Source organism: Chryseobacterium sp. C2(2020) (assembly GCF_014218915.1).
In the GTDB taxonomy this organism is placed as follows: domain Bacteria; phylum Bacteroidota; class Bacteroidia; order Flavobacteriales; family Weeksellaceae; genus Chryseobacterium; species Chryseobacterium mucoviscidosis.
The window spans coordinates 1-8,286 of sequence record NZ_JACLCT010000070.1; the positions used below are offsets into that span (position 1 = coordinate 1).

Sequence of the window (8,286 nt, forward strand, 5' to 3'; positions counted from 1 at the left end):
CAAAAGCTGCCGAAGGTTCCGTTCAACAGGGTTTTCATTGTTCGTGCTGCGCACGCAACGAAAACTTAGCTATTGTACGCAGTGCTTTTGTTTTCAGGAAGGTAAAATATGTTTCGCAGCCACGAAAATGTAACTTTGAGACGCAATAATATAACTTTCCGACGTGCCAATATAAAATCCAGACGCAATAATTGAAAATCACAATGCAAGAATATGTTTCCACAACGCGAAAATATAACTCCGCAACGCAAGAAAATATTTCCACAACGCGAGAATATAACTCAACAACGTAAAAATATTATTTCACAATGCAAGAATATTATTCCACAACAAGAGAATATTATTATTTCACCACGAGAGAATAAAAATTTTCAAATCAGATTAATGAAAAATCAACGAAGTTTACAATATTCACAAATTTTTGATTGAAAAACTGACTTTTTAGCATTGCGTACAACGGTTCGGGGTTTGGTGAAGGTGGGGTTTAGAAAGTAATAAAGTACAAATTTAGCACAAAAGCTAATAGAAAGTACAAATGTTCAGCCTAGCACTAAAGCCCCACTTTTGCCAAACCCATGTTATCGGCATGTGCTATTTTCTGTCCGAATTTATATCGTTCAAGTCTGCACAAGCCTTTTTCAATGTGATTATTTTCTTGACGATGTTCTTTCATATTCTACAATTTTAAATGAGTATTGATGTTTATTGTCTGACTCTCTAAAAATGGAATTCATAATTGTCCACTCACTAAGTTGAAAGTGGGGAAAAAAGGTGTCGCCTTTTAGTTCACAATTTACATGTGTTATATAAAGTCTGTCAGCAATAATTATCAATTGAGTATAAATTTCTTCGCCACCACAGATAAAAAGTTCAGCCTCTCCGTTTTGCTTTGCATATTCTAAACCTTCATCAATTGAGTTTACAATTACGCATTCACTATCTTGGAATTTACTGTCTCTTGTTACAACAATAATCTTTCTATCCTTCAATTTTTTTCCTAACGACTGATACGTCTTTCTTCCCATCAGCACAAAATGTCCTAAGGTTTTAGTTTTAAAATACTTCAAGTCCTCAGGCAAATGCCATAGTAAGCTATTGTTTAAACCAATTGCATTGTTTTTTTCTATTGCACTTATTAATGAAATTAGCATTCCTTCAAATTTATTGGTTTAATAGTTTCTTTGAAATGAATTGTCATGAAATGTCGTTTTAGTGAATTTTCGTTGTCAATTTCTTGTCGGTCAGTTTGATGTTGACTGGTCGTCCAAGCATTGCCGATAACGGGAAAGGGCTTGGCGATAGTGGCGGAAATAGAAGCACAAATGTTCAGTTTAGCAACACAGTAGCATAAGCCATTTTTATTTGCTAAATTACAAAAAAGAAAATAAAAATGGCTTATGCGGTGATAGAATTACTGATGTTGAATTTTGCACTTAACCCGCCATTTCGCCAAACCCTTGTTATCGGTAGTGGCTCTTTTCGGTCGCTTTGTTGAGCATTGGATTGGTAGCTCTTTTGCATTTTTGTTTGGCTTTGTGCAGTTGGAAAAATGCAAATGTGCTACCAAAAGCGTTGGGCCTAATTGTCTTTAACAGCAAATCGTATTTTGTAAAGTTGTAGCAAAGATGCTTTAATTGCTTCGTAATGATTACTTATGCCAAATGCATCTAAAAGAATATTTTCAAAATTTATTCTATCTGTCTGTTCAAGTTCTTGTTCTAACGGCAATCTGTTTCGCTGAGCAATTGGTTGAAAAGCATTTATAATTGCTTGTTTGTTTTCGTCAGATAACAGTTGGAAATCTAAAATTTTAAAATCTCTTTCAAATTTTGTCGCTCTCAAATCAAGTGCTCCTAATCCTCTTCCAAAACCAAAACTTTCAATAAAGAACATACTTAAAACACTATTCAACAAAGCAAGTAACAAAACTCTGTTTTCATTTTGGTATTCCGCTTTTAGTGAAAGTCCAATCATTCTTTGGTCTATGAATGAACGGCTATTAAATGTTGCAATAAATAAACTTCTATCATAATTTACGTTTGCAACAAAGTCAGCCATATTATCGGTTTTCATTTCATACCAAAACATATTAGCTCTACGCAAAGATTGTGTTAGTGGAACTCCAGTTTCATTATTTTGATTTTCAAAACTTCTTATCCATTGTATTGCTCCTGTGTGATTGAGTTGCTCTAATTCTTCTATACTTTTTGAACAGCAAAATGCCTCTGCATTGGTTGTGCAATACAACCCAATTGTTCCTCGTAAATTTTTCAAAACGGGTTTTATGTATTCTGTTTCAATATTGTGTCCAGAAGCAGGATAAAATAATGCATTCCAACCTCGTCTTTCTCCTCGTGTGAAATTTAATACTTCGTTACAGTTAATTAGTTTTTCAGAAACTTGTGAAAGCCAATTTAAGTTTGCGAAGTAACCACACCAAGGAACGCCAACCGTTTCAAATTGAGTTATTTCATCAATAGAATAGTTTTGAATTGAAACAAGGTCATTAGTAGTTCCCAACACAATATTTTCACTCAATTCCTTGATGTCTGTAATTGCGTCAATATCTTCTTTCAATGTGCAAAATGAAATTGTTCTGGTTGGATTTATTGCGGTGTCAGGATTTCTTTTTCTTGCAATTAAGAATGTTGTTACAACATCTGCATTGTCAAACCATTTTCCTTTTCCTGAAATAACAACGGTTTCAATGTCATAAAATTTTTGAATTAGCTCTAAGAAAATTTCTCCATAATCAGTTCCTAACCAAGCATTAGACAGAATTAACCCAATTTTTCCGTTTTCTGAAATAAGTTTATGTAAGTAAAACGGAATGTAGGCGAAAATGTCACTTTTGCCACTTAGAGTGATTGCGGTGTCAGCTTTTTCACTAATGAAATTATTTATTTGCGTGATATTTGGGTTTAAAACTTCAATTTCTTTACTCTTAATAAATGGCAAATTTGAAACAACATAATCTATATTCGGAAGTTGCTTTACGATTTCGTTTCCATTATTTGGGTCTTTAAAAGCGATGTTTTGTTCAGTTTCCAAATCAATTACATCTGCTCTGAAAATGTTTAATACTTTGCCAATGTTATTGGGTTTAGCCAAAGTAAGCGTAGATAATTGAATCGGAAAGGAATGTTTGTCTGATGCCCAAATGCTATTGATTATCTCGTCTTGATTTAGTTGATATTCTTCTTTCAGCGAATATGCTTGGTTAATTATTGTGCCTGTTCCACAACAAGGGTCAATAACTACATTTTCTTTGTTTTCTATTGTCAGCCTTACAAGTAAGTTAGCTAATTTTTTAGGCGTAGCGAATTGACCTGCGACTTTCCGCTTTGCGGAAACTATTGATGATTGAAGTAGATTATGAAGGATTTCTATTTCAATGCCTTCAATATTGAGTGTTGCAAGGAATTGATTAAGTTGAATAATTTGTTTCCAAGCTGAATCTGAAATATGCTCAATTGCAATGTTGTCGCTGAAAATATTCCAAAAATTGCAATGTTCTGATATTGATGTGATGATTTCTTTTGCTTGTCTAATTGATGTTTCGTTGTTTATGGTTTCTATAATTTTTGCTTCATTAAAATGTCTTTTTAGAACATTCGCAAAAATTATTTTAAACACCCAATCCGTTAAAATCACTTTAGAAAGGGTTGGAAATTTATTAGGTTTATCTTTTTCTGCTGTTGGGTTAAAACCATATTCACTTGCAGAAGATAACCACCAATTGTTTATTTCAGCTTCAAGTCTTACATTTCTGCGTATGCTATGTTTAAGTTTGTCAGTTGTTGACGAAATATTTTCTAAAATAACATCAATAATTGCATCTACCGCTAAAATTTCGGTAGATACAACATCAGAAATTGCACCAGTTTCAAAATAACCGTTTAAATCTTCAAGTATAGAATGTAGTAATTTCTTCCAAAGATTTTCCTTAGGTTTTACCTCTGTTCGGCTATTGATGTCAATATCATTCCAAGTTTTCAAGATTGAATAAGTATCGCCTTGCCTTGTATATAGAACAGCACTTTTTACGTTCCAAAGTATAAAACTATCTCTTTGTAAAATCTTCGCTTTTTTGATTGCATTATTTATCAATTCTGCATCATTGATAAGCGTATCGGGCATTTTCAGCTCCCAACCTTGTAGAATTACTTCTTTTACTTGGTCTTTGAATATCAACACATCAGGGAAAAGACTTGACCTTTCGTTGTTAATCGTATTTTCTCCACCAGCACTTTTAAAATGCCAACTTTTGTTGGCGAGAAATAAGTTGATTTCGCTGATTACATCAATTGCCCAACTTCTTTCATTATAGGTAATTTTTGCCATTCTCTAAATTATAATTCAATGTGTGATATTCTGCAATTGGTTCTCTGAATAATCTTAATGTAGATTCTTCAATTTCTTTTCTTTTTAAAGTTTCTTGTATTCTGTCTGTACAAACTTTGATGTAATCCGTAGGCTTTACTTTGTGCAGTAAAACATCTTCGTTTTTCTCAATTCCGATAAAATTTCTGTTTTCCAAAATTGCCGAAAGCAAAAAGCTACCACTACCACAAGCGTTATCTAAAACAATGTCGCCCTCATTTGTAAAAGTTCTGATTAGGTAACGACCTAATTCAATCGGCTTTTGCGTTGGGTGGTAAACAGTTCCCTCGGATTCCGCTGTTTTGATATACACAAAATCGTCAATCGGTTGTTCCTCATAAAACACAATATCATTTGGGTAGCGTTCGCCATTACTCTTAACGTGCTTAGGCTTGAAGTCTCCGTAACTTCCTGTGTATTGGTCTTTTCTAACTCCTTTGTCGTATGCTTCGCCCTCCGTCATTTGAGGATTGTATGTTGGTTGCTTTTTGTAAAAAATACAAATGTCCTCGTGTTTGCGAAGTGGTTGCTTTTTAGCGTTAAGGAAATTGGTTGATTTGGATTTTATCCAAGTGATTTTATACTTGAATAATTTCTCGTTACTTAAAATCAACTTTGCAGTAAAAATTCCTTGCGAAGTCAATACAATTGCTCCGTCATCTTTGATTATTCTTTCGTATTCAGCCCAAAGTTTTTTTAGGTCAATGACAGAATCCCACTTGTTTTGCGTTGTGCCGTAAGGCAAATCGCAAAGTATCATATTTACGGATTTGTTTGGAATTGATTGCATCACTTCCAAACAATCGCCCTGAACGACTTTGTTTACAAAGTCGTCAATTTTTCTTTTCTGTTTATGTCCGTTTAGTGATAAAACAAAACCATTTGAACGTCCGTTTCCGTTCGTTCCGTATCTGATTTTTTCTTCGGCTACTTGCATAGCTTCCAATGCAAAATCTTCGTCTTGCACTTCGTAAACGAGTTTGTCGCTAAGCCATTGAATAATTATTTCGTTCTTTTCGGCTTTGTAGTATTTGCAAAGCAAATTAACCTGCTCTTTGGTTGGTAATCGTCTGCCGTTTTCAATTCGGCTCAAAACAGTTTTGCTAATTCCTGTTTTCTTTGTTACGTTTTCCAAAAGCAAATCTCTTTCTTCTCGTATATTTTTAAATGTAGAACCAATTGTTTGCATACAGTCAAGATATTAAAGTTGCCATTTTTTGGCAAATTTAGTTATTCTGATTCTGTTGCCAAAGTTTTTAGTAAAGTTTTTGTCAAAATTTTTGTCTATGTCGGGGGTGACTTGAAAGAGTTGGGGAAAAAATAAATGTGGTGCAATTGTCTTGGCTTTGTGCGGTGGCTTGCACCTCTTTTATTTTTTTTGAAGCGTTGGCAAATTTTAATTTTGTCAATAGTTGATTTTTGACCGAATGTTGTTGTGCCATTACCGATAACACTCAAATATATGAATATTTATGAATCAAGCATCATAAAATCGTAATTTTTTTTGAATCTTTATTAAGTATTTGTATATTAATATTTTATAGCTATATTTGGATTGCGTATTTTAAATTATTGGCGGCGGATAACATCCAACGCCATCTGATTTTAGCTTTTTTTAATATATAAAAAATACGCAGTGGTGGTATGGATTTTTCAGACAAAAGATTTCAGTTTTCCTCCGGAACTCACAACGGCTCCAACGTTATTTGGGTGCAGTTTGAAAAAGACCGGCAGCTCATTTCCTTTCTGCGCGAACACACAAAAGCACGGTGGTCCGCCTCACAAAAAAAATGGTATGTTACCGATAACAGGCACTACCGCAAACTTTTTGGGCTGCCCGAGAAAATAACCGGCAAGGCAGTACTCTCCAAAATTCACCTTGTCAATTTGCCGGAGTTCCAGCGTTTCCAGGAACATCTCCTGCTGAAGCGGTACAGTCAAAATACCTTACGCACTTACAGCATAGAATTTGCACAGTTGCTCTACATCCTAAAAAGTTATCCCGTGCAGGAGCTTTCTCCCGAACGTTTGCGGTCTTATTTCCTCTACTGCCACGAAAAACTGAAACTCTCGGAAAGCGAAATCCACAGCCGCATGAATGCCGTAAAGTTTTATTTTGAGCAAGTGCTCCACCGCCAAAAAATGTTTTTCGACATTCCGCGCCCAAAGAAAAAGCTGCTGCTTCCCAAAATGCTCAGCAAAGCTGAAATCAAGAAAATAATAGCTGCCACACTAAATCTCAAACATTCACTTGTTCTGAAAGTGTGTTACGGCATGGGGCTCCGTGTGAGTGAAGTGGTAGCGTTAAAACTTTCCGATATCGACAGTGCGGAAATGCTGGTGCGCATCGAACAGGGGAAAGGTAAAAAAGACCGCATCGCCGTACTTCCCCAAAGCTTACTGCCCGAATTGCGGGAATATTACCTGAGCTACCGCCCAAAGGTTTACCTTTTCGAGGGTAAAGAAGGCGAGGCATATTCTGTACGGTCTGCGCAGGCGGTATTTAGGAAGGCGATGGAAAAGGCAGGCATTCGCAAGAAAGTCGGTATTCACGGATTGCGCCACAGTTTTGCCACTCACTTAATGGAAACAGGAACCGATATCCGCTTTATTCAGGAGCTCCTTGGGCATAATTCCATTAAAACCACCCAAATCTACACGCATGTGACAGACCTTTCAAAGTCCAGGATAAAAAGTCCGCTGGATTCTTTATAATTTTTTTCTAAAACGGCTGTTCTTTCCTGTTTAAAAGTGTTTCTCCATTTTGATATTTGCTCTTTCGTAAACTCCACTTTCAAGTTCAACTTCTTCAAACCCATATTTTCTAAATAAATGAATAGCCGATTGCAACGTTGTGTTTGAGTATAAAATAAGTATCGTTATTTGTTTTTGTTTGGCAATATTTAAGCAATGTTCAATCAATATTGTCCCAATACCGTGTCCCTGTGCTTTGTCGCTGACAGCCAATTTACCTAATTCGTAAACCGTTTCACTTTTCTTTAACAGTGAGGCTGTACCAACAATTTCACCATTGAGTTTAGCATAATAAATATGGCCGCCTTTGTCTATGATATGCTTTTGGGGATCTGAAAGTGATGCAACATCACCTTCTTCTATACGAAAATATTTTTCAAGCCACTCGTAATTCAGTGTCTTAATTGGTTCAGATAACTCTTCTGAAAATTCTATGATATCAACCAAGTTTTTTTTACTCATTTGCCGGACAATTACATTTATAGATTTTTTTAAATCGACTGTTCTTCCCTGCTTACATCACTTCTTCCACAGTATAGATCCAATTTAAAACCAAAAATAAATTGGAGAAATAACAGATTTATTATAGATTTTTCTATTTTTTTAAAGAAATTAATAACTTAAAGATCCGCTGAACTAAAGCTTCGGCAGCTTTAACAACCGCCTAAATCTGTAACTTTGTAAAATTAACTAAAAACGGGTAAACCGCCCAAAAAAGAGACTCTTTCAGAAATCCCCTGTAAATCTCTAAAATCCTTCGCCGATAAACCCATAATGCTGAAAAAAAACTCCCGAAGCTTCCGTTAAATAGGGTATCACTGTTCGTTATTCGCACGCAACAAGAACTTAGCTGTTGAACTAAACCTCCGGTAGCTTTTCCCATTTGCCGTTTTAGTAACTTTGTTTTTATTAACCTTTTAAAAACTCATGAAATGGCTAAAAAAAAAAATCTACGGAGGATTTAAGGACCAACTATATAGCTCCAACAGATAATTGTATTCATGATGGCTCCACAGTTAATACAAAGAGTTTGGATATTGTTATGACGTATTTGGGACATTTTAAAATTTAATCTGATTCTCCGCAAACACACCTAATATTTTTAGTATATTAGCGCTCAAAAAGCAGGGATTATGAACATATTCAGTT

Annotated in this window: 5 protein-coding genes; 1 reads left to right on the forward strand and 4 read right to left on the reverse strand. The window is 35.1% G+C overall.

The features are described 5' to 3' along the window. Positions 1-647: 647 nt before the first annotated feature. From H6W52_RS20625 to H6W52_RS20635, 3 genes are all read right to left on the reverse strand, one after another. Positions 648-1,151 carry a dihydrofolate reductase gene (locus H6W52_RS20625; RefSeq protein WP_126731990.1) on the reverse strand — a complete coding sequence of 168 codons (504 nt, stop codon included), beginning with the start codon at positions 1,149-1,151 and terminating at the stop codon, positions 648-650. Between the two features lie 427 nt (positions 1,152-1,578). Continuing rightward, positions 1,579-4,344 carry an N-6 DNA methylase gene (locus tag H6W52_RS20630; RefSeq protein WP_185216950.1) on the reverse strand — a complete coding sequence of 922 codons (2,766 nt, stop codon included), beginning with the start codon at positions 4,342-4,344 and terminating at the stop codon, positions 1,579-1,581. Further along, positions 4,325-5,572 carry a DNA methyltransferase gene (locus tag H6W52_RS20635; RefSeq protein WP_185216952.1) on the reverse strand — a complete coding sequence of 416 codons (1,248 nt, stop codon included), beginning with the start codon at positions 5,570-5,572 and terminating at the stop codon, positions 4,325-4,327. Before H6W52_RS20635 ends, H6W52_RS20630 begins: the two co-directional genes overlap by 20 nt. A gap of 455 nt (positions 5,573-6,027) precedes the next feature. Here H6W52_RS20635 and H6W52_RS20640 point away from each other — a divergent pair, with 455 nt between their 5' ends. After that, entirely contained in the window at positions 6,028-7,098 is a 1,071-nt protein-coding gene (locus tag H6W52_RS20640; protein ID WP_024567409.1) for a tyrosine-type recombinase/integrase, read from the forward strand. Positions 7,099-7,128: 30 nt separating this feature from the next. Here the strand turns inward: H6W52_RS20640 and H6W52_RS20645 are convergent, their stop codons facing one another. Then, the gene (locus H6W52_RS20645; RefSeq protein ID WP_024565583.1) at positions 7,129-7,599 is read right to left on the reverse strand and encodes a GNAT family N-acetyltransferase; all 471 of its coding nucleotides are present in this window, start codon (positions 7,597-7,599) and stop codon (positions 7,129-7,131) included. Between the last annotated feature and the right edge of the window lie 687 nt (positions 7,600-8,286).

What these genes read in the sequence shown, in the direction of transcription:
- H6W52_RS20625 (WP_126731990.1), bottom strand. Translation starts at nt 1,151, where the DNA reads ATGCTAATTTCATTAATAAGTGCAATAGAAAAAAACAATGCAATTGGT.
- H6W52_RS20630 (WP_185216950.1), bottom strand. Translation starts at nt 4,344, where the DNA reads ATGGCAAAAATTACCTATAATGAAAGAAGTTGGGCAATTGATGTAATC.
- H6W52_RS20635 (WP_185216952.1), bottom strand. Translation starts at nt 5,572, where the DNA reads ATGCAAACAATTGGTTCTACATTTAAAAATATACGAGAAGAAAGAGAT.
- H6W52_RS20640 (WP_024567409.1), top strand. Translation starts at nt 6,028, where the DNA reads ATGGATTTTTCAGACAAAAGATTTCAGTTTTCCTCCGGAACTCACAAC.
- H6W52_RS20645 (WP_024565583.1), bottom strand. Translation starts at nt 7,599, where the DNA reads ATGAGTAAAAAAAACTTGGTTGATATCATAGAATTTTCAGAAGAGTTA.